This window comes from Pseudomonas sp. P106(2024) (genome assembly GCF_057480815.1).
Window position 1 is genome coordinate 165,468 of record NZ_JBLIYU010000007.1, and the last position, 24,545, is coordinate 190,012.

Annotated in this window: 23 protein-coding genes; 8 read left to right on the forward strand and 15 right to left on the reverse strand. The window is 66.3% G+C overall.

What is annotated here, in order from left to right; all coding sequences use genetic code 11:
- The 3 genes from AC25M7_RS14055 to AC25M7_RS14065 are packed head-to-tail and all read right to left on the reverse strand — an operon-like array spanning position 1 to position 3,891.
- Positions 1–201 carry a DUF1656 domain-containing protein gene (locus AC25M7_RS14055; RefSeq protein ID WP_028689551.1) on the reverse strand — a complete coding sequence of 67 codons (201 nt, stop codon included), beginning with the start codon at positions 199–201 and terminating at the stop codon, positions 1–3.
- Positions 191–2,368, reverse strand: coding sequence for an FUSC family protein (locus tag AC25M7_RS14060; RefSeq protein ID WP_028689550.1), 2,178 nt, complete (start codon positions 2,366–2,368; stop codon positions 191–193). The genes AC25M7_RS14055 and AC25M7_RS14060 overlap by 11 nt, the downstream gene beginning before the upstream one ends.
- Complete coding sequence (locus tag AC25M7_RS14065) at positions 2,365–3,891, reverse strand: efflux transporter outer membrane subunit (RefSeq protein WP_236247752.1); 1,527 nt, start codon at positions 3,889–3,891, stop codon at positions 2,365–2,367. The genes AC25M7_RS14060 and AC25M7_RS14065 overlap by 4 nt, the downstream gene beginning before the upstream one ends.
- A gap of 180 nt (positions 3,892–4,071) precedes the next feature.
- Here AC25M7_RS14065 and AC25M7_RS14070 point away from each other — a divergent pair, with 180 nt between their 5' ends.
- Entirely contained in the window at positions 4,072–5,019 is a 948-nt protein-coding gene (locus AC25M7_RS14070) for a LysR family transcriptional regulator (RefSeq protein WP_028689548.1), read from the forward strand.
- A gap of 225 nt (positions 5,020–5,244) precedes the next feature.
- The gene (locus AC25M7_RS14075) at positions 5,245–6,219 is read left to right on the forward strand and encodes a 2-hydroxyacid dehydrogenase (protein WP_486971161.1); all 975 of its coding nucleotides are present in this window, start codon (positions 5,245–5,247) and stop codon (positions 6,217–6,219) included.
- Positions 6,220–6,273: 54 nt separating this feature from the next.
- On the opposite strand, the gene AC25M7_RS14080 is transcribed toward AC25M7_RS14075, so the two are convergent.
- Positions 6,274–7,176, reverse strand: a complete 903-nt coding sequence (locus tag AC25M7_RS14080; RefSeq protein ID WP_028689546.1) for a DMT family transporter — start codon at positions 7,174–7,176, stop codon at positions 6,274–6,276.
- Positions 7,177–7,398: 222 nt separating this feature from the next.
- On the opposite strand from AC25M7_RS14080, the gene AC25M7_RS14085 reads away from it, so the two are divergent.
- The gene (locus tag AC25M7_RS14085; protein WP_028689545.1) at positions 7,399–8,274 is read left to right on the forward strand and encodes a helix-turn-helix domain-containing protein; all 876 of its coding nucleotides are present in this window, start codon (positions 7,399–7,401) and stop codon (positions 8,272–8,274) included.
- Between the two features lie 6 nt (positions 8,275–8,280).
- On the opposite strand, the gene AC25M7_RS14090 is transcribed toward AC25M7_RS14085, so the two are convergent.
- From AC25M7_RS14090 to AC25M7_RS14120, 7 genes are all read right to left on the reverse strand, one after another.
- Positions 8,281–8,682 (reverse strand): nuclear transport factor 2 family protein, encoded by a 402-nt coding sequence (locus AC25M7_RS14090; protein ID WP_028689544.1) that lies wholly within the window; start codon positions 8,680–8,682, stop codon positions 8,281–8,283.
- An 85-nt stretch (positions 8,683–8,767) separates the two neighbouring features.
- Complete coding sequence (locus tag AC25M7_RS14095) at positions 8,768–11,170, reverse strand: TonB-dependent siderophore receptor (RefSeq protein WP_069017876.1); 2,403 nt, start codon at positions 11,168–11,170, stop codon at positions 8,768–8,770.
- Positions 11,171–11,324: 154 nt separating this feature from the next.
- Complete coding sequence (locus AC25M7_RS14100; protein WP_028689542.1) at positions 11,325–12,296, reverse strand: FecR family protein; 972 nt, start codon at positions 12,294–12,296, stop codon at positions 11,325–11,327.
- Positions 12,293–12,844 carry an RNA polymerase sigma factor gene (locus tag AC25M7_RS14105; protein WP_028689541.1) on the reverse strand — a complete coding sequence of 184 codons (552 nt, stop codon included), beginning with the start codon at positions 12,842–12,844 and terminating at the stop codon, positions 12,293–12,295. Before AC25M7_RS14105 ends, AC25M7_RS14100 begins: the two co-directional genes overlap by 4 nt.
- Positions 12,845–12,848: 4 nt before the next feature.
- Positions 12,849–13,175 carry a DUF3325 domain-containing protein gene (locus tag AC25M7_RS14110; RefSeq protein ID WP_028689540.1) on the reverse strand — a complete coding sequence of 109 codons (327 nt, stop codon included), beginning with the start codon at positions 13,173–13,175 and terminating at the stop codon, positions 12,849–12,851.
- Entirely contained in the window at positions 13,175–14,737 is a 1,563-nt protein-coding gene (locus AC25M7_RS14115) for a PepSY-associated TM helix domain-containing protein (RefSeq protein WP_069017874.1), read from the reverse strand. The genes AC25M7_RS14110 and AC25M7_RS14115 overlap by 1 nt, the downstream gene beginning before the upstream one ends.
- Positions 14,734–15,039: a DUF3649 domain-containing protein gene (locus AC25M7_RS14120; RefSeq protein WP_028689538.1), complete on the reverse strand. Its 306-nt coding sequence runs from the start codon at positions 15,037–15,039 to the stop codon at positions 14,734–14,736. Before AC25M7_RS14120 ends, AC25M7_RS14115 begins: the two co-directional genes overlap by 4 nt.
- A gap of 179 nt (positions 15,040–15,218) precedes the next feature.
- Here AC25M7_RS14120 and AC25M7_RS14125 point away from each other — a divergent pair, with 179 nt between their 5' ends.
- The 3 genes from AC25M7_RS14125 (at position 15,219) to fecA (ending at position 19,054) form a co-directional block, all read left to right on the forward strand.
- Positions 15,219–15,713, forward strand: coding sequence for a sigma-70 family RNA polymerase sigma factor (locus AC25M7_RS14125; RefSeq protein WP_028689537.1), 495 nt, complete (start codon positions 15,219–15,221; stop codon positions 15,711–15,713).
- A complete protein-coding gene (locus AC25M7_RS14130) occupies positions 15,710–16,636 on the forward strand; it encodes a FecR domain-containing protein (protein WP_062364609.1) in 927 nt (308 codons plus the stop codon). The genes AC25M7_RS14125 and AC25M7_RS14130 overlap by 4 nt, the downstream gene beginning before the upstream one ends.
- Before the next feature lie 108 nt (positions 16,637–16,744).
- Positions 16,745–19,054, forward strand: coding sequence for a TonB-dependent Fe(3+) dicitrate receptor FecA (fecA, locus tag AC25M7_RS14135; RefSeq protein ID WP_486971162.1), 2,310 nt, complete (start codon positions 16,745–16,747; stop codon positions 19,052–19,054).
- A 272-nt stretch (positions 19,055–19,326) separates the two neighbouring features.
- On the opposite strand, the gene AC25M7_RS14140 is transcribed toward fecA, so the two are convergent.
- Both AC25M7_RS14140 and AC25M7_RS14145 read right to left on the reverse strand, forming a co-directional pair.
- A complete protein-coding gene (locus AC25M7_RS14140; protein WP_028689534.1) occupies positions 19,327–19,809 on the reverse strand; it encodes a glutathione peroxidase in 483 nt (160 codons plus the stop codon).
- A 146-nt stretch (positions 19,810–19,955) separates the two neighbouring features.
- The gene (locus tag AC25M7_RS14145) at positions 19,956–20,441 is read right to left on the reverse strand and encodes an FKBP-type peptidyl-prolyl cis-trans isomerase (protein WP_028689533.1); all 486 of its coding nucleotides are present in this window, start codon (positions 20,439–20,441) and stop codon (positions 19,956–19,958) included.
- Here AC25M7_RS14145 and AC25M7_RS14150 point away from each other — a divergent pair.
- On the forward strand, positions 20,440–20,742 hold the full coding sequence (locus tag AC25M7_RS14150; protein WP_028689532.1) for a DUF3565 domain-containing protein: 303 nt from the start codon (positions 20,440–20,442) through the stop codon (positions 20,740–20,742). The two genes, AC25M7_RS14145 and AC25M7_RS14150, sit on opposite strands and share 2 nt — an antisense overlap.
- Positions 20,743–20,774: 32 nt before the next feature.
- Complete coding sequence (pta, locus tag AC25M7_RS14155) at positions 20,775–22,865, forward strand: phosphate acetyltransferase (protein WP_486971163.1); 2,091 nt, start codon at positions 20,775–20,777, stop codon at positions 22,863–22,865.
- A gap of 117 nt (positions 22,866–22,982) precedes the next feature.
- On the opposite strand, the gene AC25M7_RS14160 is transcribed toward pta, so the two are convergent.
- Positions 22,983–23,702 (reverse strand): YiaD family glycine zipper/OmpA-like lipoprotein, encoded by a 720-nt coding sequence (locus tag AC25M7_RS14160; RefSeq protein ID WP_028689530.1) that lies wholly within the window; start codon positions 23,700–23,702, stop codon positions 22,983–22,985.
- Between the two features lie 95 nt (positions 23,703–23,797).
- A complete protein-coding gene (locus AC25M7_RS14165; protein WP_028689529.1) occupies positions 23,798–24,442 on the reverse strand; it encodes an MBL fold metallo-hydrolase in 645 nt (214 codons plus the stop codon).
- Positions 24,443–24,545 lie beyond the last annotated feature (103 nt).

Genomic DNA, 24,545 nt, shown 5'->3' on the forward strand with positions numbered 1-24,545 from the left:
TCACCAGTAGAGCGACAGCGCCAGGGCGCCGAACAGGCAGACGAACAGCGACAGGCGCAACAGCGCCGGGTGCCAGAAGAAGCGATAGCCATCAACGCTTGCGATGAACCGGTCCAGGCCCCAGGCCAGGCCCAGGGCGAACAGGAACATCAAGGTCATGGTGGGCATGTACACGCCATGGAAGGCGATCTCACGGGGCATGGTGCATTCCTTTCGCCGGTGCCAGCGGCGACTGTGGGTCAAGCAGGGAGGAACGGATGAAGTGCAGGTAGCTCTGCGCCCGGCGCAGCACCGAGGTGTCGAAGTGCCGGGCGAAGGGTTCGTCGGTGGCCTGCACGCGGCTGATGGCGTGGTCCACCGCCACCAGGGCGCGCTCGTGGTTGCTGGCGCTGGGCTGCAGGAACAGTCGCGCCAGGGCCCGGCCCATCACGCGGATGGCCTGGCGCCAGGGCTGCGACTCGGCGTAGGCCGGATGGATCGGCGCGCGATCCTGCTCCTTGCGCAGTTCGATGATGGCGTGGCCGATCTCCAGCACGGTGAACATCCAACCCATCAACTCGCTCTGCACCTGCGGCTTGCCGGCGGCCAGGCCATAGGCCTGGTGCAGCAGGTCGCGGGTGCGGCTCTCGAACGCCGAGCCCAACCCGCGCAGGCGCCCGCCGATGGCGAACAGCACCTGCTCGCGCAGTTCCTGTTCCAGGCGGCTCCACAGCCAGCGGCTGTTGGGTGGCAGGATGATCGCCCCGGCCGCGGCGCAGACGAACATGCCGATGACCATGCCGATGTAGTCATTGATGAAAGTGTAGGGGTCGTAGATCGTCAGGTTGTTCGGCACCGAACCGATGGCGAAGAACACCAGCAGGCCCAGGCCGTAACCGGCATAGGCCGGGCGCGAAGCGAGGAACGCCCCAAGCACGAACACCGGCGCCAGCACCATGCACAGCAGCGCAAAACCGTCGATCCAGGGAAACACGAAGAACGTCTCGAAGAACCCGACGAAGGCGCCGATCGCCGTGCCACAGGCCATCTGGAACGACATGCGCTTGGGGTTCGGCGAGGCCGCCGACAGGCCCACGGTGACCGTGGCGATCAGGGTCATCATGGCGCCGCTGGGCCAGTCGCTGAGCAGCCAGTAGCTGCCCAGCAACAGCAGCACCGCCGAGGCGCGCACGCCAGCGGCCAGCGATACCAGCCAACTGGTCTGGGCCACGTAGGGCTCGTCCCACTGCTCGCGTTCGTGCTTGTGCACGGCCAGCGAGGCATGGGTCTCGGCATAGCTGTACATCTCGTCGACGAAGCGATAGAGCAGCTCGAAGGCGGTGTGGAAATCGAGCAGATCGGACTCGCTCGGGTTGGTCTGCAGGTACTCGGCGCGCAGGCCGCGCACCTGGGCCTGCAGGCCTTCCTTGTAGGTGCCCAGTTCCAAGGCCAGGCGCAGCGCGTCGGCATCGGTCAACGCCCGGCCTACATAGGGCTGCAGCAACTCGGCCAGGGTACCCAGGCCAGGCTCGATGGCGCTGACGATTTGCAGCGGGCCACGGGCGCGCAGGCGCTCGAGCAACCGGTGCAGGGCGTTGAAGCGCGTGGTGATGGCCATGAACTCGCTGTTCATCCGCACCAGGCGGCCGGAGCGTCGGCGCATGTGCGGATCTTCAAAGGCGGTGACGTTGCGCAGGCTCTCCAGGCCCACCGCCTCGGCGACAAAGCGCACGTTGCTGGTCTCGAAGCGGTCGCGCTGGCTGTCGCCGCGCAGCGCCTCGACCACCACCCCGGCGAACACGCCGAAGCGCTGGTACAGGGCGTTGCGCATGGCGGCACTGGCCGACTGCGGCAGGATCGCGGCGCTGACGAAGGTCGAGACGAGAATCCCCAGGGCGATCTCCAACACCCGCCACACCGCCGCCATGAACGCCTGGTCAGGGTGCTGCAACACCGGCAGGCCGATCATCGCCGCCGTGTAACCGGCCAGCACGAAGCCATAGGCGCGGAAGGTGCGGTAGCGCATGGCCCCCGCCGAGCACAGGCCGACCCACAACGCCAGGCTGGGCAGGAACAGCTCGGTGTTCTGCGGGAAGATCGCCATCAGCGCGACCATCATCGCCGAGCCGGCCAGGGTGCCGAGTACCCGGTAGAAGCTCTTGGCGAACACATGGCCGCTCTGCGGCTGCATGACGATGAACACAGTGATCATCGCCGTGCGCGGCTGCGGCAGCTCCAGGCGCATGGCCAGCCACAGGGTGATGAACGCGGCGGCCAGCACCTTGAAGATGTAGACCCAGGTGACCCCGTCGGTGCGCGCCCAGGCGAAGAAACCCCGGCGCCATTCCAGGCTCCGCAGCCAGCGCAGGGGCAAGCTCGATGCGCTCATTCGGCGTGGTCCGGCTGATCGAAGATGGCCAGGGTGGCCGGGGTTTTCGGTGCGGCCTGACGCTGCTCATCCGGCACGTCCTTGCCCGCCTCCAGGCCGCCGCCCAGGGCGGTGACCAGCTCGGCGTGGGCGGCCAGGCGCGCGGCCTGCACCTGCTGCTGCACCTGTTGCTGACGGAACAGCAGGGTCTGGGCGTTGAGCACGTTGAGGTAATCGGTCAGGCCACGCTGGAAGGCGACGGTGGCGATGTCGTAGGTCTTCTGCGCCGCGGCTACCGACTCGGCGGCGAAGTGCGCCTGCTCCTTCATCGACTCGCGGCGGATCAGCTGGTCGGAGATGTTCTTCAACGCGCCGATCACCGTCTGGTTGTAGCGCGCCACGGCCACGTCATAACCCGCCGAGGCCACGCCCAATTGCGAGCGCAGCCGGCCGCCGTCGAAGATCGGCAGGCTGATGGCCGGCCCCACGTTGTAGTTGAACTTGCGCCCGGTGAGGAACTCCAGCGGGCCGCCGCCAGTGGCCATGAAGCCAAGGCCGCCGACCAGGTCGACGTTGGGGAAGAAGCCGGCGTGGGCCACGTCAATGCCACGGGCCTGGGCCGCCACCTGCCAGCGGCTGGCGACCACGTCGGGACGCTGGCCGACCAGTTCGGCGGGCAGGTTCGACGGCAGTTTCAGCGGCGCGCCAAGGGTCAGAGTCGGGCGTTGCAGCTTGGCACCCTCTCCCGGCCCCTTGCCGGCCAGGGCGGCCAGCTGGTTGCGGGTCAGGGCGATCTCCTCGTTGAGGCTGTCGATCTGGCGGTGGGTTTCCGGCAACGGCGCTTCGGCCTGGCTGACCTCGAAATGGGTGCCGATGCCGCCGTCGAGGCGACGCTTGGCCAGGGCGACGATCTGCTCCTGCTGCGCAAGTTCGGCCTGGACGATATCGCGCCGGGCGTAATGCAGGCTGAGCTGGATATAGGCGCGCACCACGTTGTTCTCAAGCTCCAGTTGAGCCTGGCGTGCCTCGGCGACGCTCATGTGTGCCTGGTCCACGGCCTGCTCGCTGGCATTGCGCTCGCGGCCCCACAGGTCCAGGGCGTAGCTGAAGCCGATGGCGGCGTTGTTGTCCCAGGTGTTGGCGCCGGACAGCGCGCCCGGGCCGTAGAACTGATCCTCGGGCCAGTTGTGGCGCTTGAGCGTGGCGTTGCCATTGGCCTGCAGTTTTTCCGCCGACTCGACCACGCCGGCCATCGCCTTGGCTTCCCGCACCCGCGCGGCGGCCATGGCCATGCTCGGGCTGCCGGCCAGCGCCTGGGCGATCCAGGCGTCGAGCTGTGGGTCGCCATAGTCGCGCCACCATTGCTGGGCCGGCCAGTGGGCGTCGCGCGCGGCCTCGCGGATCGCGGCGTCGGTGGTCAGTTGGTTGGCTTGGAGGGTATTGCTTTGCGGGGCGATGCCCCAGGTTCCGATACAGCCGCTCAAGGTGAGACAAAAGGCACAGGCACTGAACGCATGGAGCGCTCTGATGTGGCGACGCGGCACAGCTGCGATTTCCCGAGGAAGAGGTGAAGGGGCCGGGCAATTCTAGGGGCGGGTTTCATTGGCGATAAGCGCAGATTCCTGCGAATCTTTGTTACCAAAACAGCGATAATCCGGCTTTAGTCGGAAGCGGAATTCCGCAACTTCATGTCACAATTTTGTCCTCTAAACCGAGAGTGACCCATGGACACCCTGCAAAACATGCGTGCTTTCAGTTGCGTGGCCCAGCTCGGTAGCTTCACCGCTGCCGCGGCGCAACTGGATACGACCACCGCGAACGTGTCGCGGGCGGTCTCCAACCTGGAAGCCCATCTGCAAACCCGCCTGCTCAACCGCACCACCCGGCGCATCGCGCTGACCGAGGCTGGCAAGCGCTACCTGATGCGCTGCGAACAGATTCTTACCTACGTGGAAGAAGCCGAGGCCGAGGCCAGCGACGCCCACGCTCGCCCTGCCGGGCAACTGAAGGTGCATTCGATGACCGGCGTCGGCCAGCACTTCGTGGTCGATGCCATCGCCCGCTACCGCGAGTCGCACCCGGACGTCACCTTCGACCTGACCATGGCCAACCGCGTGCCCGACCTGCTGGACGAGGGCTACGACGTGTCCATCGTGCTGGCCAGCGAGCTGCCGGACTCGGGCTTCGTCTCGCAGCGCCTGGGCATCACCTACAGCATCGTCTGCGCCTCGCCCGAGTACGTGGCCCGCCACGGCAGCGCGCACAAGCCGGCCGACCTGCTCAAGCATGCCTGCCTGCGCATGGTCAGCCCGGTGATCCCGCTGGAGAAGTGGCTGTTCGACGGGCCGGAAGGCCAGGAGATGGTCAACATCACCACCTCGCCGTTCCAGGTCAACTCAGCGGACGCGATGAAGACCGCGATCCGCAGCGGCATGGGCGTGGGCGTGCTGCCGATCTACTCGGCCATCGACGGCCTGCGCGATGGCAGCCTGGTGCGGATCATGCCGGAATACCGCCTGCAGGAACTGAACCTGTACGCGATCTACCCGTCGCGCCAGTACCTGGATGCCAAGATCAAGACCTGGGTCGAGTACCTGCGCAATTCGCTGCCGGAGATCCTTGCCGCCCATGAGGCCGACCTGAAGACCCATGAGCTGCTGATCGCCAACTAAAAAAAAGCGGCTGCATTGGGGGTGGAGACAATGGTAGGTTGCTAACCATTGATTCCAGCGTCTGGCAGACAGGACCATGGGAGGGCTTCGCCCTCCATCGCGACACAAGGCCGCTCCACAGGATCACGCGGTACCTGTAGGAGCGGCCTTGCGTCGCGAAAGGGCCGCACAGCGGCCCCGCTCTTCTGCCCGATTCCACCTCACGCCTTGCAGAGAAGCAGTCCGATGAAAAAGACCGTCCTGGCCTTCAGCCGCATTACCCCGGCCATGGCCGAGCGCCTGCAACAAGACTTCAACGTGATCGTGCCGAATCCGAAACTCGGCGACATCAGTGCCCAGTTCAACGAAGCCCTGCCCGAGGCACACGGCCTGATCGGCGTCGGCCGCAAGCTCGGCCGCGCGCAGCTCGAAGGCGCGGGCAAGCTGGAGGTGGTGTCCAGCGTCTCGGTCGGCTACGACAACTACGACCTGGACTACTTCAACGAGCGCGGCATCGCCCTGACCAACACCCCCGACGTGCTCACCGAAAGCACCGCCGACCTGGGCTTCGCCCTGATCATGGGCTGTGCCCGGCGCACCGCCGAACTGGACGCCTGGACCAAGGCCGGCCACTGGCAGGCTACCGTGGGGCCGGCGCAGTTCGGCTGTGATGTGCACGGCAAGACACTGGGTATCGTCGGCATGGGCAACATCGGCGCGGCCATCGCCCGCCGTGGCCGCTTCGGTTTCAACATGCAGGTGCTGTACACCGGCAACAGCCGCAAGACCGCGCTGGAACAGGAACTGGGCGCGCAGTTCCGCAGCCTGGAGGCACTGCTGGGCGAAGCCGATTTCGTCTGCCTGGTGGTACCGCTGTCCGAGGCCACCCGCAAGCTGATCGGCGCCCGCGAGCTGCAACTGATGAAGCCCAACGCGTTCCTGATCAATATTGCCCGCGGACCTGTAGTGGACGAGGCGGCGCTGGTCGAGGCCCTGCAGAACAGCACGATCCGCGGTGCCGGGCTCGATGTGTACGAGAAGGAACCGCTAGGCGACTCGCCGCTGTTCAAGCTGCCCAACGCCCTGACCCTGCCGCACATCGGCTCAGCCACCGCCGAGACCCGTGAGGCCATGGCCAACCGGGCGCTGGACAACCTGCGGGCGGCGCTGCTGGGCGAGCGGCCGCGGGACCTTGTGAATCCCCAGGTGTGGAAGGGCTGATACGTTCAGCCCGACGTACCGGCCCTGTCGCGGGGCTCCGCGACAGGGCCGTGGTTACTTGACGGCCAGCATCCCTTCGACTGGCTTGGACTTCGGTTTACGAAACACCAGCACATTCCCCGCCATCACCGCCACCAGCCCGAGCAACGCCGGCGCCGTCCATTGGTAGCCCTCGGCGAATGCCGACACATTCAACGCCACCAGCGGGAACAGTACGGTGCAATAGGCTGCCCGCTCCGGCCCCATGCGTCCGACCAGGGTCAGGTAGGCGGTGAAGGCGATCACCGAACCCGGGATCACCAGGTACAGCAGCGAGCCGATGTAGCGGGCGTTCCATTCCATATCGAAGGGAATGCCCTTGACCAGGCAGTACGCCGCCAGCATCGAGGCGCCATAGAGCATGCCCCAGGCATTGGTGGTCATGGGCTTGAGCCCGGCCTTCTGCTGCACGCTGGAGAGCATGTTGCCGGCCGAGAAGCACAGTGTGCCGAGCAGGCCCAGCCCCAGGCCATACAAGGTCTCGCGGCTGGCAGCGTGGTGCGAGAGCTCCGGCCAGAACAGCAGGCCCAGGCCGAGCAGGCCCAGGGCTCCGCCACCGAGCACATTGGCGGCGATCTTCTGGCCGAAGAAGATCCGCGCGTTGATGGCGTTCCACAACGTGGCGGTAGAGAACACCACGGCGATCAGGCCGGTGGCGACCCACTGGCTGGCAGTTAGGAAGCACATGAAGTTGACGCAGAACAGGCACAAGCCCTGGGCCAGGCACACCAGGTGACCACGCCGGTTCATCGGTTGCAGGCGGCGGGTGAGCAGCAGGAAGGCGAACAGGATCAGCCCGGCCAGGGCGAAGCGGTAGACGATCGACACCGGGATGGCGACCTCGCCCAACTGCAGTTTCAAGGCGATCCAGGTGGTGCCCCAGATCAGGACGGTGAGCAGGTAGAGCGACAGGTTCATGATGGACTCCCTCGACAGGTATCAGGCCTATCGCGGGGCTAGCCCGCTCCCACAGGGCGCATGCGACCTCGGTGGGAGCGGGCTTGCCCCGCGATGAAAACCCCATAAGCCCAGTTTCTTGCGCCATTGCTGTTCGGCGCTTGCATAAACTTGCGCTTTTCCTCCCCTGCTAGCTGCCATCCCGACGCCAGCGCAGTACGATGGCCAGCAGAGGAACCGCCCATGCCCCCACTCGATCACCTGCAGGTCTTCAACGTCCTGAACGCCTCGCCCCACGCCCGGCTGGAGCTGAGCGCGCACCTGGGCGACGGGCTGGCGGCGGCCTTGTGGAGCAACCGCGACGATGCCCGCGACTACCAGGCGCCCAGCCACCACACGCTGTCGTGCTACATCGCCGACGGCACCGGCACCTTCCGCCGCCAGCGCCCTGGCGATCGCGGCGCGCCGGACAAGCTGTGCGTGATGCCCGCCGGCCATGAGTCGAACTGGATAATCAACGGCTCGATCCGCCTGGCCCACCTGTACATCAGCGAGGAACAGTTCGCCCTCGGCTGCACCCGCCTGCTGGACCGCGAGCCGCGGGAGATGCAACTGCGCGAGGCGACCTTCCTCGACGACCCGCAGCAGGCCCGGCGCTTTCGCGAGCTGATCGGCCTGGACTGGTCCGAGCCCGGCGAACGCCTGCTGGCCAGCAGCCTGGCCCACGACATCATCGACCACGCCGTGCTCAACCAGGTCGGCCTGCGCCAGGGGCTGAAACTCAAGGGCGGGCTGGCACCGCACCAGCGCCGGCAACTGGCGGACTATATCGAGGCCAACCTCGAACAGCCGCTGACGCTGGGTGAGCTGGCGCTGCGCTGCAACCTGTCCGAATACCACTTCGCGCGGATGTTCCGGGCAAGCTTCGGTCTGCCGCCGCATCAGTACCTGCTGGCCCGACGCCTGTACCGTGCCTGCCAGTTGCTGCGAGAGGGTACGCAACCCTTGGGTGAAGTGGCGCTGCTTTGCGGCTTCGCCAGTGCCAGCCATTTCAGCAATCGATTCAGGCAGGCACTTGGGGCGACGCCAGGTGCCTATCGCCAGGCCTTGCGCGGATGAGCACGATCAGCTGAGCACAGCGTCCCACAGTGCCTTGCGATCAAAGTAAGTCATCGCTCGCCTGATCTTGTTGCCTTTCATCTCGAGAAGGTCGACCCCGGGCACCGCGATCTTCTTGTTTTCCGAACCGGCAATGACCCCGCTACCCGTCACGTGCATCACCCACTCCCAGGTAAAACGTTGACCGTCACCGTAGATACCCAGCGTGTCGAACGTCATGTCAGGAAAGTTTCGCCAGGACACATTGCGCAGGAACGCGGGCAGTGACTTGCGATCGAGCATTGGGTGGGGCGAGTCGACATAAATACCCTTGCGCGAAAAAGCGCTTGCCAGGAGCTCGGCATCGCGCCGCGTCCAGCCCTTCACATAACGACTGATCGCCTTGGGGCATGGGTTTGGCTTCTTCATGTAGTTGGCCTCCTGAGCATCCGTGGTTGCCATCTTCGAATCGGCCCAGGCAGGCGTCTACTGGTAAAAATGACAGTCCTGACGTTCAGAACTCGAAGGTACTCGACAGACTTACCTGCCGCGCATCCCCCACCGCAACGAAGTACCGATTCACCGCCGAGCTGTAATACACCTTGTCGAACAGGTTCTTCACGTTCAACTGCAACCGCACCTTGTGCTCGTCCCATTTTGTTTCGTAGCTGGCAAAGGCATCCGCCACGGTATAAGCCGGCAAATCGAAGTCATTGGTGGCGTTCCCCGCACGCTCCCCCACATAGCGCGCACCAGCCCCAAGTCTCAGGCGATCACCGCCGAACAGGCTGCCATAGTCATACACCGCCGACAGCGAACCACTATGCCGGGCGACGTTCTGCAGTCGATTGCCCTTGAGCTGCGGATCCTTGGTCACCTCGGCGTCGGTGAAGGCGTAGGCGCCGATCAAGCTCCAGCGCTCGCTGAGCTGTCCGGTCAGGTCCAGCTCGACGCCCCGCGATCGCACTTCGCCTGCGTTGCTGTAGAGAATGGTGCCCGACAGGGTGTCGCCGTCGGCGACCAGCACGTTACGCTTGGTGATGTCGAACAACGCCAGGGTACCGGTCAACGCCCCCGGCACATCGAGCTTGGCCCCCAGTTCCCACGACTTGCCCTCCTCCGGCGCTATACCTGAGTCCAGGGTCAGGGTGCGACCACCGCCGAGGCTCAGCGGGGCGATGGTCGAGTTGGGCTTGAACGACTCGCTGTAGCTGCCATAGAACGACAGTTGGTCATCAACCTTGTACACCACGCCGGCATGGGGCACCCAGGTCTGGTCGCTGGTGTCGGTGTTGACGTTGAACGGCCGGCCGCGACCGGCGTACTGGTCGTACTGCTGGAAGCGCCCGCCGGCGACCAGGATCCAGTGCTCGTCCAGGTGCCAGGCGTCCTGCAGGAACAGCGAGTCGGTGCGCAGCTTGTCGGTCTGGTCGCTGTCGCTGGCGCGCACGTTGGTGCCTTGCACTTCGCGGCCATAGACCGGATTCAGGTAGCTGAAGCTCGAGCGGCTGGTCTGGCGGATCAGGTCGGCGCGGTAGACCTTGCGGTCCTCGTGATCGACACCGACCACCAGGTCGTGACGCATGCCCGCCAGCTCGACGCTGCCGTTGAGGCTGAGGGTGGCGAACTGATCACGGCTCAGGGCGCCCTGGGTGCCGTCGATGCTGCGCGACAGCGTGCCCTTGCTTTCATCCACGCCGGTCACGCGGACCTGGCTGGCGTCGTAGGTCTCGCGGTTGAAGCTGTAGCCGAAGTGCAGCTTCCAGTCGTCGTCCAGGCGATGATCGACCTCCAGGCGGTACAGGTCGGAGCGGCCCTCCATGTCGTTGAACGGCTCGTCGAGGCGGCGGGTGGCGGGAATGTTCAACGGGTGGCCGTCGCTGCCGAAGGCGGTGCCGCGGTCGAACGGGTAGAGAAACTCGCGGTGCTCATAGGCCAGCACCACCTGGGTGTCCTCGCCATACCAGGCCAGCGACGGGGCCACCAGCGACTCGCGGTGCACGCCGTAGTTGCGCCAGTAGTCTTCGTCCTCGTGATCGACGATCAGGCGGTAGGCCAGGTTGCTGTCACCCAGCGCCCCGGTGCTGTCCAGGCCGCCGCCGCTGCCGTTCTTGCCGCTGCCATAGGTCGAGCCGCGCAGGGTCAGGGCGTTGTACTGCTGGAGTTGCGGGCGCTTGCTGACCACATTGATCACTCCGCCCGGGTCCTGGATGCCATACAGCAGCGAGGCCGGCCCCTTGAGCACCTCGACCCGCTCGGTGCTGGCGTTGAGGGCGCGGCCCTGCACGATCGGCATGCCGTCGCGCATGATCGAGCCATCGCGGTTGTCGCCGAAGCCGCGCTTCATCACGGTGTCGGCGGTGCCACCGAAATTGTTGCCCTGGGTGATGCCACTGACGTTGTACAGCGCATCATCCAGGTTGCGCGGCGCCTGATCGCGGATCACCTGGGCCGGGACCACGTTGACGGCCTGGGGGATGTCCAGCGTCGCGCCTTGGCCGCGCATGATCGTGGCGCTGGCCGGCGGCTGGTAGCTGTAGTCGTCCAGTTGCGAGTTGATGGTGGTGGCCTGCAGGGTCAGCGCGCCGGAGCTGTCGACCGGCTCCAGGGTCAGGGTGCGGGCGTCGAGGCGGCGCCAGGCCAGGCCCGAGTTGCCGAGCAACTGCTGCAGCGCCTGGTCGGCGTCGAAGGTGCCGTTGAGTGCCGGGGCCTGCACATCCGGCAGGGCCAGGGTGTAGACCACGCTCTGCCCGGTGGCGCGGCTGAAGGCGTTGAGTGCCTGGGCCAGCGGCTGGCTTGGCTGGGCGAAGCTGTAGACCTGGCTCTGCTGCGCGGCCAGGGCCTGGGGCACGATGGCGATAGCGGGCAGGGAGCAGAGGCCGAACCAGAGCGGGACGCAACGCGGGGTGAACTTCATGGACGCGGACCTGTGAGAGGGATGAACGTTTGCGAATGAATCGCACTTCCACTCACTACACGGATGCCGTGGGGGGATACCTCATCACCTGATCGAAAAAATTTTGCGTTACCGACGCTATCGCGGGGCGAGCCCGCGATGGCGTCGGAACAGGTCAACGCAAGACGGTCAGCCGACCCAGCACCGTCTGCCGTGAGAAGCCCATCACCTTGCCCAGCGAATCCAGTGCGGCGAGCGGCTGCGCCACTGGAAAACTACCACTGACCCTACGCTGCCCCAGCTCCCCGTCGAGCAACAAGATCCGCCCGGGATAGTAACGCCCAAGGTCCTCGATCACCTGCGCCAACGGCACCTGGTAATAGTTCAGCCAGCCCTGGCGCCAGGCCAATCGGCTGTCGCTGTCCACCGCCTCGATCCCACCGGCCACGCCGCCGGCATAGGCCAGTTGCTGATTGGCCGTCAGCTCGCGGGCAACCTGTCCTTCGGCCGCCGCCACCGCCACCCGCCCGCTGCGCACGGTGACCTGGGCACCCTCGCCCTGCTCGCGCACCTCGAACTGGGTTCCCAGCACCCGCACCTCCCCGCCTTGGGCATCCACCAGGAATGGCTCGCCAGTATGGGTCACCTCGAAGAACGCGGCGCCGCGCAGCAAGCGCACGCGCCGCTCGCCCTGGGCGAAATCCACCGCCACGGCCGTGCCGGCATCCAGGGTCAGGCGCGAACGGTCGGCCAGGGTCACCTGGCGCACTTGCGCGCCGCTGGAGTAGTCGGCACGCAGGTCCTGCAGCCAGAACTGCGGCTGCCAGCCCGCCGCGTAGCCGAGCGCCAGCACAAGGCTTGCCGCCACCGCCAGGCCGCGCCAAGGCCGCTTGCGCGCGGGCCGGCGCATGGCGTCGAGGTACTGTTGCAGACTCGTTTGCTCCTCGGCCGCCAGCCGCGCCGCCGGCGCCTCGCTCAAGCGCCACAGCGCCTGGGCCTCGGCGTAGGCCTGGCGATGGGCCGGGCTCTCCAGCAGCCAGCGCTTGAACGCCGCGCCCTCGGCCTGCGCCGGCTGCTGCTGGATGCGCCCGAGCCAGCGCAGGGCGGCCTGGGACTGTGCGGCAGTGATCGGCTGTTCAAGACTCATCGACGGGCGCTCCCTGGCCGGCGCAGTGGGGACGCGGGTTCGGCGACGCTCGCCTTGCACGCTTCGAGGGCGCGCATCATATGCTTTTCCACCGCGCTCTGGGACAACTGCATGGCCTTGGCGATCTCGCCGTAGGTACAGCCATGGATGCGGTTGAGCAGGAAGATCTGCCGGGTGCGTTCGGGCAACGCCCGCAGGGCCGCCTCGATACGCTGCAGGTCGTGGTCGACCTCCAGGGCCTGCTCGGGGAGCTGGCTGCCCTGCGGCTCGTCGAGGTCGTGCAGGCCTTCGGCGGCGCGGTCGCGGCTGCCTTCGCTGCGCAGGTAATCGATGGCCAGGTTGCTGGCGCTGCGCAGCAGGTAGGTGTCGAGCGCCTCGACCTTCACCTCGGGGCGCCGCCAGAAACGCAGGAACAGGTCCTGGACCAGGTCCGACGCCGTGGCGCGGCAGCCGACGCGCCGGCTGACCAGCGCTTCCATGCGCGCGCGCTGGGCCAGGAACACCTGGAGAAAACGCGCCCGACCGCCGCCGGCTTCGGAGTCGCTCAAGGACCTAGACCGCCTGCACGGCCAACAGCGGCCCGAGCACCAGACTGGCGAACGCCGCCCCGAGCAGCAGGCGCGGCTGGTAAGGCAGGCCGAACACCCACAGGGTCACGCCGGCCATCAGCACGGCGATCCACTCCACCAGGCCCAGGGCCCAGCCGCGCCCGAGCACGGCGAAGATCAACGACAGCAACAGCAAGACCCAGCCCGCGAGCTTCAAGGCTCGCAGTTGCCGGCCCGTGGGGTTGCGCCCGAGCAGGTCGTTGAAGTGTTTTTCCATGGCCAGGCACAGGCCGGCGAAACCGGCGAAGCCCATCAGCGCGACCCCCAGCATCAGCTCGCCTCCACGGTCGTGGCGGTGCGTCGCGCACGCTTGGCGACCGGCTTGGGTGCACGCAGCATCTTGCCGGCAGCCCAGGCCAGGAACACGCCGGTGGCCAGGGCCGTCAGGTCGAAACCGGCCATCGCCCAGTCACCCGCGGCGATGGAGTGATCCAACCCCTTGTCAGTGGTCAACGCGTTGAGCAGCGGTAGCAAGGCGAACGCCAGCGCTCCCAGCGTCAGTTGTTCGCCCCAGGCACGGCGCCCGCTGCGCAATATGGCGTGGAGCAAAGACGCGCCCCAGGCCAGGAAGAAAGCATTGATCTCCCAATCGGACCGGCCGTCCAGCGTCGTTGGTAGCAACCGATTGGCCCAGAAGAACGCCGCCACGCCCAGCAACAGGCCGCTCATGCTGGCGATGTTCAGCACTTCGACCAGGCGCAGCTCGCCGGGCATGCGCTCGCTCTTGGCATGCTTGAGCTGGCGCTTGCCCAGCCACATCACCAGGCCCGTGCCGATCACCGCCGTGCCGGCCAAGCCGAAGGCGAAGTACAACCAGCGCAGCCAGGGCCCGGCGAAGTTGCCCATGTGCAGGCCGACAAAGGTAAAGGAGGTGGTCATCGCCACGCTTTCCGGCGCGCCGCGTCGCAGCAGCTCGCCACTGACGCCATCGAAGGTCCAGGTGGCGCTGCGCTGGTAGGCGACGCTGTCGGCCGAGGCGCGGGTGAAGGTGACCCGGGCGTTGCGGTCGCCTGGGTTGTGCACCTGGATGTAGCCCATGCGCGCGCCCGGCGCCTGTTCCTGGACCTTGGCGTACAGTTCGGTCAACGGCGCCAGCGGCGCGGCCTGGGCCACCGCCTCGGGCACCTCGTCGCGGCCGAACACATCGTTGAAGTAGCCACTGCTGTCGCCATAGCTGGCCAGGATACTGGCCGGCATGACCATGTACATGAAGATCACCAGGCTGCTATAGCTGATCATCAGGTGGAACGGCAGCACCAGCACGCCGATGGCGTTGTGGCCATCGAGCCAGGAACGCTGGCCCTTGCCCGGGCGGAAGGTGAAGAACTCCTTGAAGATCTTCTTGTGGGTGATGATCCCGGTGACCAGCCCCAGCAGCATGATGAAGGCGCAGAAGGTCGACAGCCAGCGGCCCCAGGGGTGGGGCATCTGCAGCTGGAAGTGGAAGCGGTAGAAGAACTCGCCGCCACGGCTGTCACGGGCCTCGACCGCCTCGCCGGTGCGGGCGTCGAGTTCCTTGTCGGTGAAACCCCGGCGCCCACCGCCGTTCGGGTCGCGCCAGCTGACACTCAGCGCCGCCTCGCGCTCGCTGGGCAGGCGGACGAACCAGGTGCTGGCGTGACCGGCATGGGTTTCGAGGTAACGCTGGGCCAGCCCGAGGCTGCTCACCGGGTCGAGCGGATGGCTCTGCACCTCGGGCTGGGTCCAGTGGCTGATCTCTTCCTTGAAGTACGACAGCGTCCCGGTAAGGAAGATGGCGAACAGCAGCCAGCCGAAGATCAGGCCGGTCCAGGTGTGCAGCCAGGCCATGGCCTGGCGGAAGCCTTCTTTCATGGCAGGTTCATCCAGTAGGCCAGCACGTTGATCAGCCCCAGGGCCAGGCTTGGCAGCAGCACGCCCAGCCAGGCGCGCCAGGCGCTGCGGCAGGCAAAGCACCCGATGAAGGCGATCAGGTAGAAGACGAACGACAGCATCATCCCGGTCATCGTCGCGTCGGCCTGGGTCATCGGCGCAAGCAGGGTGATGCAGACACTGGCCATCGACGCCAGCAGGTAGCCACCCAGCAGCGCGGCCAGACTGCGTGAGGTCACGGCCAGGCGGTAGCTCAGGGGAAGGCCGGCGGCTTTGCTCTTCATGGCGAGGGTCCGGGGATTGGGAGTGCAATACTAATGATTTCAATTCTCATAAGCAAAGCATGCAGGCACCAGCGGTACGCATGCCTTGCGGCGGCAGCGATTGCCGAACACCGGCGGCATGAATACAATGCGAACAATTCTTACTTCCAGTTGCGCCTTCTGGCGCCGGAGTCGTATCGGTGTCCAGTGCCCTCTCTTCCACCGTCGAAGGTCTCTACCACGCCCATCACAGTTGGCTGACCGGATGGCTGCGACGACGCCTGGGCTGCCCGCAGAGCGCCGCCGACCTGGCCCAGGACACCTACCTGCGCCTGCTCCAGGCCCGCGAGGCGCCGCAGCTGATCGAGCCCCGGGCCTTCCTCACCACCGTGGCCAAGCGCGTGCTGTGCAACCACTTCCGCCGCCAGGAACTGGAACGCGCCTACCTCCAGGCCCTGGCCCAGCAGCCCGAGCAGGTGGCGCCCAGCGAGGAAGACAAAGCCCTCATCCTGGACACGCTGCTCGAGCTCGACCGCCTGCTCGATAGCCTGCCGCCGCTGGTCAAACGCGCCTTCCTGCTGGCCCAGGTCGATGGCCTGAGCCAGGGCGAGATCGCCCGCGAGCTGGGCATTTCCCTGGCGACGGTCAAGCGCTACCTGCACAAGGCAGCCCTGCGCTGCTACTTCGCCCTGTGAACGCAGTCTTTTCCTCGCAGATCGCCGAACAGGCGGTGCATTGGCTGATCGAGTCGCAGAGCGAAGGTTTCGACCAGCACCACGCCCTGGAGCGCTGGCTGCAGGCCGACAGCGAACACCAACGGGCTTGGGCCCATATCCAGCAGGTCAACCAGCGCCTGCGCGGCGTCGCCGCCCCGGTGGTCCACGCCACCCTGCAGGCACCGCCCTCACCGGCCCGGCGCCGCGCCCTCAAGGCGCTGCTGCTGGCGGGGCTGGCCAGCGCCGCCGGATTGGGCCTGCAACAACACAATCCCTTGCCTGGGTTGATGGCCGACTACCGCAGCCCGGTCGGCCAGCGCCGCCGCCTGGCCCTCGACGACGGCAGCCTGTTGCACCTGAACACCCGCAGCGCTGCCGACGTGCGCTTCGACGGCCGGCAGCGCCTGGTGCGCTTGCAGGAAGGCGAACTGCTGCTCGACGTGATCAACGACCCACGGCCACTGCGCCTGGCCACGGCCCAGGGCGAGCTGCATCTGCACAGCGGACGCTTCGACGTCCGTCAGTTCGACGGTTTCAGCCTGGTATCGGTGTTCAGCGGCAGCGCCAGCGTGGCCGGCACACCGCTGCTGGCCGGGCACCAAGCGCGCTTGGCCCGTGGCGGCTGGCAGGCGGTTGCACCGCTGGACCCTAATCGGGCGGCCTGGGTGGAGGGCATGCTGGTGGTGTCGCAGATGCGCCTGGGTGACTTTCTCGCCGAGCTGTCGCGGTATCGACTCGGGCAGTTGGGATGCAGCGAGCGGGTGGCCGATCTACGGATTTCCGGATCGTATCCGCTGGCAGACAGTGAACGGATTCTGGAGATGCTGGAAGTGACGCTGCCGGTGAAGGTACGGCGGTTCACCCGGTACTGGGTGTCGCTCGAAGCCGCGTCAACTGGCTAAGAGGCTGGCCCGTTCCCGGGAGCACCCGTTTTTTCAACTCAGTTGAGCCATTTCCCGAACCTCGCGTGACAGAGAAGACAGAACCCCTTGTCACAGGACCTCCGTCACATGCCCCTGCGCCTGCGCCCCCTCGCCTACGCCCTGCTCCTCGCCACCCCGCTCGCCCTGGCCGGCGAGCACCGCGACTACCACATCGCCCCCGGCACACTGGAACAGGCCCTGAACCAGTTCGGTCGCGAAAGCGGCGCGCTGATCTCGTTCAGCCCGGGCCTGACCCAGGGCCTGAGCAGCCCCGGCCTGGAGGGCCAATACGAGGTCGGCCAGGGGCTCGATGCCCTGCTGCGCGGCAGCGGCCTGCAGGCGCGCCAAGAGACCGACAACGCCTACAGCCTGCAACCGCTGCCGGCCACGGGCGGCAACGCCGCGATCGAGCTGGGCGCATCCACCGTGGTCGGCGACTGGCTGGCCGAGGCCCGCCAGGACAACGTCTTCGAACACCCCGGCGCCCGCGACGTGGTGCGCCGCGAGGCATTCGAACGCAGCGGCGCCAGCAGCGCCCGCGAAGTGCTCAACCGCATCCCCGGCGTCAACGCCCCGGAAAACAACGGCACCGGCAGCCACGACCTGGCACTGAACTTCGGCATCCGTGGCTTGAACCCGCGCCTGGCCTCGCGCTCCACCGTGCTGATGGACGGCATCCCGGTGCCCTTCGCCCCCTACGGCCAGCCGCAGCTGTCGCTGGCGCCGATCAGCCTGGGCAACATGGATGCCGTGGACGTGGTGCGCGGCGGCGGCGCGGTGCGCTACGGGCCGCAGAACGTCGGCGGCATCGTCAACTTCGTCACCCGTGCCATCCCCGAAGAAGCCACCTTCAATGCGGCGATGCAGAACCAGATCAGCCCCTCGTCCAGCCAGGATGGCCTGAAGAACAGCGCCAACCTGTTGATCGGCGGCACCAATGCCAACGGCCTGGGCGGCGCCCTGCTCTACTCCGGCACCCGCGGCAGCGACTGGCGCGAACACAGCGACACGCAGATCGACGACCTGATGCTCAAGGGCAAGCTGCAACTGGACGAAGCCAACAGCCTGCATGCCATGGCTCAGTACTACGAGGGTGAAGCCGAAATGCCCGGCGGCCTGAGCACTGCCGACTTCGACGCCGACCCGTACCAATCGACCCGCCTGAAGGACAGGTTCTGGGGCCGCCGCACCCTGTTCAACCTGGGCTACGACTACAAGCAGGACGACCGTCAGTTCAGCGTCAACAGCTTCTTCACCAAAACCCTGCGCAGCGGCTACCTCGACCAGGGCAGCTTCGTCTCGCTGTCGCCGCGCGAGTACTGGGTGCGTGGCATCGAGACCCGCTTCTCGCAGGGCGTGGCCCTGGGCGACAGCTGGCACGAACTGGGCATCGGCTACCGCTACGTCAACGAGGCCGGCCACGAACTGCGCTACCGCGAGCCGGTCAACGGCGCCCTGCCGACCACCGCCAGCCGCAACGACCGCGACACCCGCGGCAGCACTGAGGCCCATGCCATCTACCTGGACGACCGCATCGACATCGGCCGCTGGACCATCACCCCGGGCATCCGCTACGAGATGATCGACTCCGAGCAGAGCAACAAGCTCAACGGCCAGCAGTACCAAGGCAGCTACAACACCGCCCTGCCGGCCCTGAACGTGATGTACCACCTCACCGACAACTGGAACCTCTACGTCAACACCGAAGGCTCGTTCGGCAGCGTGCAGTACAGCCAGATGCCCAACCGGGTCAGCAGCGGCGAGGTGAAACCGGAGAAGGCGCGCACCTGGGAAGTCGGCACCCGCTACGACAATGGCGACCTGCAGGCCGAGATCGGCGCCTTCCTGATCAACTTCGACAACCAGTACGAAAGCAACCAGACCAACGACTCGGTAATCGCCCGCGGCGAGACCCGCCACCAGGGTATCGAGACCAGCGTGCGCTACGCCCTCGACGGCTTGAGCCCGGTCTTGGCCGGTTTCGACGTGCACGCCGGCTACGCCTTCGTCGATGCCACCATCCGCGAAGACGGCCCGAACAAGGGCAACCAGGTACCGTTCTCGTCCCGTCACAAGGGCACGCTGGGGATCGGCTACACCGAAGGCCCATGGCAGTTGAACCTGGACAGCAGCTTCCAGAGCAGCCAGTACGCCGACAACGCCAACACTGGCAGCGAAAGCGCCGACGGCAGCACCGGGCGCATCCCCGGCTACATGCTGGTCAGCACCCGCGCCGGCTATGACTTCGGCCCGCAGCTTTCGAACCTGAAGGTGGCGGTGGGGGTGAAGAACCTGTTCAACCGCGAGTACTACACCCGCTCGTTCGACGACAACAACAAGGGCAAGTACGTGGGTGAGCCGCGAACGTTGTATGTGCAGACGTCGGTAGCGTTCTGACAGCGCGGGCCAGAGGGGTAGACGCCTTCCCTGTAGGAGATCGCCCAGCCTTTAGGGCTACGCTGTCGCGCAGGGAGCAGAGTTCCAGCGTGGGAGCGGCCTTGTGTCGCGAAAGGGCCGCAAAGCGGCCCCGGCGATTGTTGCATGAACACGGAAATCGGGGGCTGCTACGCAGCCCTTTCGCGACGCAAGGCCGCTCCCACGGGGCTCGGCGATCTCCTACAGAGGATGTGGAGTGGCCTGAAGAGCGTGTATCCGGCAAATAGCGCAAATCAGCCCAGCGCCTTCTCGATCGCCTGCACCACGGTCGGATCATCCGGCGCGGTACGCGGGGCGAAACGCGCCAATACACGGCCATCCTTGCCAACCAGGAACTTCTCGAAGTTCCAGGTGATATCGCCGGGGAACTCGGCCCCTTCACCCGCCAGCAGGCGGTACAGCGAATGACGCTGCGGCCCGTTGACCTCGAGCTTGGCGCCCAGCGGGAAGCTCACCCCATAGTTGAGGCTGCAAAACGCCTGGATCTCCTCCTCGCTGCCAGGTTCCTGGCCGGCGAACTGGTTGCACGGCAGACCCAGCACATTGAAGCCCTTGTCCCTGTAGTCCTGATAAAGGTTCTCCAGGGCCTTGTACTGCGGGGTCAACCCGCACTTGGAGGCGACATTGACCACCAGCACCACTTGGCCCTTGAACGGGGCCAGCGGCAGGTCCTCGCCGTTCAACGCCTTCAACGTCAGGTCGTGAAATGCACTCATGATGAAATCCCCTCTCAGGTTCCCGATTGCCGCTGGGGCGAATCCCGCCCACTAAAAAGGCGCGCGGCCAAACCGTCCACCCTCCTGAGGAGGGCAAGTCCGGCTTGCCCGAGCGCCTGGCGACTCTCTGAGCTTAGCGCAGAAAATCAGTGGTGATGGCCACCTTCACCGTGGATGTGGCGGTGAGCGATTTCTTCTTCGCTGGCCTCCCGCACGTCGACAACCTTGACCTTGAAGTTCAGGCGCTGGCCAGCCAGCGGGTGGTTGCCGTCAACGGTGACGTCGTCGCCGTCGATGTCGCGGATGGTGACGATCTGCATCTGACCGTCCGGCGCCGAGGCGTGGAACTGCATGCCGACTTCCAGCTGGTCGACGCCTTCGAACATGCTGCGGTTCAGGGTGCTGACCAGTTCGGCCGAGTACTCGCCATAGGCGTCTTCCGGTTCGATGGCAACAGTCAGCTCGTCACCGGCCTGCTTGCCTTCCAGGGCTTTTTCCAGGCCCGGGATGATGTTGGCGGCACCGTGCAGGTAGACCAGCGGCGCACCACCGGCGGAGCTGTCGATGACCTCACCTGCGTCGTTGGTGAGGGTATAGTCGATGGAGACAGCCTTGTTGGCGGCGATCAGCATGGGGCAAGACCTTTTGCAAAAGAATGTAGAACGGACAAGTGTAACCAACGCATCGACCGATTGCGAACGCGACTCGGACCAAGGGCCGCCCATCAGTCGGATCACCGGCTTCCACCTCGACGAGGAGGACCACTGGGTGGTCGAGCTGTCCTGCGGCCACACCCAGCACCTGCGCCACCAGCCGCCGTGGCAGGCCCGGCCCTGGGTGCTCGATGCCGACGAGCGCGCCCGGCGCATCGGCCAGGTATTCGCCTGCGGCTGGTGCGCGCAGGGGGCGGTTAGCGATACCCTTGGCCGCTGAATTCCTTGCACCGCTTATTTCGAGAAGCACGCATGCAGACATTTTTCATTGCGCCGACCGACTTCGGCGTCGGCCTGACCTCCATCAGCCTGGGACTGGTGCGCACCCTGGAGCGCGCGGGGCTAAAGGTCGGCTTCTTCAAGCCGATCGCCCAGCCGCACCCCGGCGACACCGGGCCGGAGCGTTCCAGCGAACTGGTGGCCCGCACCCACGGCATCAAGCCGCCCACGCCCCTGAGCCTGGGGCATGTCGAGCGCATGCTCGGTGACGGCCAGCTCGACGAGCTGCTCGAGGAGATCATCCGCCTCTACCAGCAAGCCTGCGTCGGCAAGGACGTGGTGGTGGTCGAGGGCATGGTGCCGACCCGCCACGCCAGCTATGCCGCCCGGGTCAACCTGCACCTGGCCAAGAGCCTGGACGCCGAGGTGATCCTGGTGTCGGCACCGGAGAACGAGGTATTGAGCGAGCTGTCCGGTCGCGTCGAACTGCAGGCCCAGCTGTTTGGCGGCCCGCGGGACCCGAAGGTGCTCGGTGTGATCCTCAACAAGGTGCGCACCGACGAAAGCATGGCCGACTTCGCCACGCGCCTGCGCGAGCATTCGCCGCTGCTGCGCGGCAACGACTTCCGCCTGCTCGGCTGCATCCCGTACCAGGCCGAGCTCAACGCCCCGCGAACCCGCGACGTGGCCGAGCTGCTCGGCGCCCAGGTACTCAACGCCGGCGACTACGACCAGCGGCGCATGAGCAAGATCATCATCTGCGCCCGCACCGTGGCCAACACCGTGCCACTGCTGACCTCCGGCACCCTGGTAGTGACCCCGGGCGACCGTGACGACATCATCCTCGCCGTGTGCATGGCCGCGATCAACGGCGTGCCCCTGGCCGGCCTGCTGCTGACCAGCGACAGCAAGCCCGACCCACGCATCCTCGAGCTGTGCCGCGGTGCCCTGCAGGCCGGCCTGCCGATCCTGTCGGTGAGCACCGGCTCCTACGACACCGCCAACCAGCTCAACTCGCTGAACCGCGAGATCCCGGTGGACGACCGCGAGCGCGCCGAGTTCATCACCGACTTCGTCGCCAGCCAGCTGGACGCGGCCTGGCTGCACCAGCGTTGCGGCACGCCACGGGAACTGCGCCTGTCACCGGCAGTGTTCCGCTACCAGTTGATCCAGCGCGCCCAGCAGGCCAACAAGCGCATCGTCCTGCCCGAGGGCGCCGAGCCCCTGCTGGTGCAGGCCGCCGCCCTGTGCCAGGCCCGTGGCATTGCCCGCTGCGTGCTGCTGGCCAAGCCCGAGGACGTGCAGGCCGTGGCCCGCGCCCAGGGCATCAGCCTGCCGCCGGACCTGGAGGTGCTCGACCCCGAGCTGATCCGTGGCCGCTATGTCGAACCGATGGTCGAGCTGCGCAAGAGCAAGAACCTCAACGCGCCGATGGCCGAGCAGCAGCTGGAAGACCCGGTGGTGATCGGCACCATGATGCTGGCCCTCGGCGAAGTGGACGGCCTGGTCTCCGGCCTGGTGCACTCCACGGCCAACACCATCCGCCCGGCCTTGCAGCTGATCAAGACGGCGCCGGGCAGCAGCCTGGTGTCGTCGGTGTTCTTCATGCTGTTCCCCGACCAGGTGCTGGTGTATGGCGACTGCGTGATGAACCCGCATCCCAGCGCCGCCGAGTTGGCCGAAATCGCCCGGCAGAGCGCCGAGTCCGCCGAATCGTTCGGCATCGCGCCACGGGTGGCGATGCTCAGCTATTCCAGCGATTCGGCGGCCAGCGACGAGGAGGTGGAAAAGGTACGCGAAGCCACGCGCCTGGCGCAGCAGGCCGAGCACGACCTGCTGATCGACGGGCCGTTGCAGTATGACGCCGCCGCCAACCCCGAGATCGCCCGGCAACTGGCGCCGTCGAGCTCGGTGGCCGGACGCGCCACGGTGTTCGTGTTCCCCGACCTGAACACCGGCAACACCACGCACAAGGCGGTGCAGCGCAGCGCCGACTGCGTCAGCCTCGGGCCGATGCTGCAAGGTCTGCGCAAGCCGGTCAACGACCTGCCCCGTGGGGCGCAGGTGGACGATATCGTGCATACCATCGCGTTGACGGCGATTCAGGCCAGTACCAAACGCTAGAAAGCATCGCGGGGCAAGTCGCATCGGCGCACCGCCGCTCCCACGCCATGAGTGGATGGCGTGGGAGCGGCGGTGCGCCGATGAGACTTGCCCCGCGATCGGTTGCAGCCAGGCGACTTATGGATACTGCTGCACAGTCCCCTGCTGGTCATACTGCTGACCCGGGATCGGCTTCAGGTTGACCTCGACGCGGCGGTTCTGCGCACGGCCATTGGCATCGGCGTTGCTGGCGATCGGCTGGTCCGGCCCCATGCCACGGACGCTGACCCGCGAGGAATCCACGCCCTGGGAGGTCAGGTAGGTGCTGACCGCCTGGGCACGACGCTGGGACAGGTCCATGTTGTGCTGGCGGCTGCCGGTGCTGTCGGTGAAGCCCACCACCTCGATGGTGTTCTGGTTGAACTGCTTGAACGAGTTGGCCAGGTTGTTCAGCGGCGAGTAGAAGCTTGGGGAAATGTTCGCCGAATCGGTGGCGAAGGTGATATTGCCCGGCATGATCAGCTTGATCTGGTCGCCCTGGCGCTGCACCTCGACGCCGGTGTTGGCCATCTTGGCGCGCAGCTCGGCTTCCTGCTTGTCGGCGTAGTAGCCGTAGCCGGCGGCGGCGGCGCCCACCGCGGCGGCGCCGATCAGCGCGCCTTTGCCACGGTTGTTGTGATCGATGGCGGCACCGGCAATGGCACCGGCCAGCGCGCCCAGGCCACCGTACTTGGCGGTCTTGCTCATCCCTGTGGAGCCCTGCGCCTGGCCCTGGTTGTCATACGGGTTGGGGCTGGCACAACCGGACATCAGGGCGGCGGCGGTAGCGACGATAATCAGACGACGCATGGTGAACATGGACAAGCTCCTACTGAAATTCAAAAGTGCAGCGGATCACCTACGGATCTATGCCAGCCTTGGATTGCAGCGCGGCGGAAAAATTCCATGAAACCTCAGGCGCGCACGAACGGATTCTCGCGCATCTCGTCGCCGAGGCGGGTGTCCGGGCCATGGCCGGTCACCACGATGGCCTCCTCATCCAGGCGGTACAGCCGTTCCTTGATGGATCGAACGATAGCCCGCTGATCGCCACCCCACAAATCGGTGCGCCCTACGCCACGACGGAACAGCGTATCGCCAGCGATCAGCAGCTTGTGCTCGGCGAACCAGAAACTCATCGAACCCGGCGTATGCCCTGGGGTGTGCAAGGCCACGCCGCAACCGCAGGCCAGCTCCTCGTCGTCGCTCAGCCAGCGGTCCGGCGACGGCACCGGCGTGTAGGGCATGCCGAACATCTGGCACTGCATCTCCAGGTTTTCCCACAGCGGCTGGTCGGCCTTGTGCAAGTGCAGCGTGGCACCGGTCAGTTCCTTGAGCTTGCCCGAGGCGAGGAAATGGTCGAAGTGGGCATGGGTGTGGATGATGCTCACCAGGGTCAGGCCATGATGCTGCAGGCGGGCGAGGATCTTCTGCTCGTCCCCGCCCGGGTCGACGACGATGGCCTTTTTGCTGAGCGGGTCGCCGATCAGGGTGCAGTTGCACTGCAGCGGGCCGACGGGGAAGGTTTCGCGGATGAGGGTTGAAGGTAGAGCGTTCATTGTTGGCCTGGAGAAATCACGGATGTCCGACAAGACTATCGCCAGGCCTGCGGTATGCCAACTCGTGATCAAAGCCTCTGAAAGAGCTGACGAACGCGGCAGA

What these genes read in the sequence shown, in the direction of transcription:
- AC25M7_RS14145 (WP_028689533.1), bottom strand. Translation starts at nt 20,441, where the DNA reads ATGCTGATCGCCGCCAACAAGGCTGTCTCCATCGACTATACCCTCACC.
- AC25M7_RS14080 (WP_028689546.1), bottom strand. Translation starts at nt 7,176, where the DNA reads ATGAACCTGTCGCTCTACCTGCTCACCGTCCTGATCTGGGGCACCACC.
- AC25M7_RS14095 (WP_069017876.1), bottom strand. Translation starts at nt 11,170, where the DNA reads ATGAAGTTCACCCCGCGTTGCGTCCCGCTCTGGTTCGGCCTCTGCTCC.
- AC25M7_RS14150 (WP_028689532.1), top strand. Translation starts at nt 20,440, where the DNA reads ATGGGGCAAGACCTTTTGCAAAAGAATGTAGAACGGACAAGTGTAACC.
- AC25M7_RS14070 (WP_028689548.1), top strand. Translation starts at nt 4,072, where the DNA reads ATGGACACCCTGCAAAACATGCGTGCTTTCAGTTGCGTGGCCCAGCTC.
- AC25M7_RS14140 (WP_028689534.1), bottom strand. Translation starts at nt 19,809, where the DNA reads ATGAGTGCATTTCACGACCTGACGTTGAAGGCGTTGAACGGCGAGGAC.
- AC25M7_RS14110 (WP_028689540.1), bottom strand. Translation starts at nt 13,175, where the DNA reads ATGCTGGGGGTCGCGCTGATGGGCTTCGCCGGTTTCGCCGGCCTGTGC.
- AC25M7_RS14165 (WP_028689529.1), bottom strand. Translation starts at nt 24,442, where the DNA reads ATGAACGCTCTACCTTCAACCCTCATCCGCGAAACCTTCCCCGTCGGC.
- AC25M7_RS14060 (WP_028689550.1), bottom strand. Translation starts at nt 2,368, where the DNA reads ATGAGCGCATCGAGCTTGCCCCTGCGCTGGCTGCGGAGCCTGGAATGG.
- AC25M7_RS14160 (WP_028689530.1), bottom strand. Translation starts at nt 23,702, where the DNA reads ATGTTCACCATGCGTCGTCTGATTATCGTCGCTACCGCCGCCGCCCTG.
- AC25M7_RS14100 (WP_028689542.1), bottom strand. Translation starts at nt 12,296, where the DNA reads ATGAGTCTTGAACAGCCGATCACTGCCGCACAGTCCCAGGCCGCCCTG.
- AC25M7_RS14075 (WP_486971161.1), top strand. Translation starts at nt 5,245, where the DNA reads ATGAAAAAGACCGTCCTGGCCTTCAGCCGCATTACCCCGGCCATGGCC.
- AC25M7_RS14085 (WP_028689545.1), top strand. Translation starts at nt 7,399, where the DNA reads ATGCCCCCACTCGATCACCTGCAGGTCTTCAACGTCCTGAACGCCTCG.
- AC25M7_RS14115 (WP_069017874.1), bottom strand. Translation starts at nt 14,737, where the DNA reads ATGAAAGAAGGCTTCCGCCAGGCCATGGCCTGGCTGCACACCTGGACC.
- pta (WP_486971163.1), top strand. Translation starts at nt 20,775, where the DNA reads ATGCAGACATTTTTCATTGCGCCGACCGACTTCGGCGTCGGCCTGACC.
- fecA (WP_486971162.1), top strand. Translation starts at nt 16,745, where the DNA reads ATGCCCCTGCGCCTGCGCCCCCTCGCCTACGCCCTGCTCCTCGCCACC.
- AC25M7_RS14055 (WP_028689551.1), bottom strand. Translation starts at nt 201, where the DNA reads ATGCCCCGTGAGATCGCCTTCCATGGCGTGTACATGCCCACCATGACC.
- AC25M7_RS14120 (WP_028689538.1), bottom strand. Translation starts at nt 15,039, where the DNA reads ATGAAGAGCAAAGCCGCCGGCCTTCCCCTGAGCTACCGCCTGGCCGTG.
- AC25M7_RS14090 (WP_028689544.1), bottom strand. Translation starts at nt 8,682, where the DNA reads ATGAAGAAGCCAAACCCATGCCCCAAGGCGATCAGTCGTTATGTGAAG.